Raw genomic sequence first — 597 nt, forward strand, 5'->3', positions numbered from 1 at the left:
CGACGACATGGCCATGTTCTTCTCCACCGACTGGCAGGTGCATTACAACTCCAGCCGCACCGGCATTCGCCTGGTAGGTCCCAAGCCCACCTGGGCGCGCAGTGACGGCGGCGAAGCCGGCATGCATCCGTCCAACATTCACGACAATGCCTACGCGGTGGGCACGGTGGACTTCACCGGCGACATGCCGGTGATCCTCGGCCCCGACGGCCCCTCACTCGGCGGCTTTGTCTGCCCGGCCACCGTGATCCTCGCGGACCGCTGGAAACTCGGTCAGCTGAAAGCCGGGGACACCTTACGGTTCGACGCCATCAGCCTGGCAGACGCGGATGCACTGGCGGAAGAGCAGGACGCCTGCGTCGCCACCATGACTGCCCCGGTGAAACAGGTAGAAAGCACCGCCATCACCACACCGGTTCTCAACACCCTGTCGGCGGACGAGGCCGGTGTGGAGGTGGTCTACCGCGCCGCAGGGGATCGTTATCTGCTGGTGGAATATGGATCGCTGGTACTGGACCTGCGCCTGCGCTTTCGTGCCCACGCCCTGATGTTGTGGTTGGAAGAACAAAAACTGGATGGCGTTATCGAACTGACACC

General features: G+C 63.3%; 1 pseudogene. It reads left to right on the forward strand.

Annotated features, from left to right (window positions below):
* Positions 1–597: pseudogene (locus A3730_RS07980) on the forward strand (urea carboxylase); the annotation flags it as partial.

It is taken from the genome of Alcanivorax sp. HI0044 (assembly GCF_001634945.1).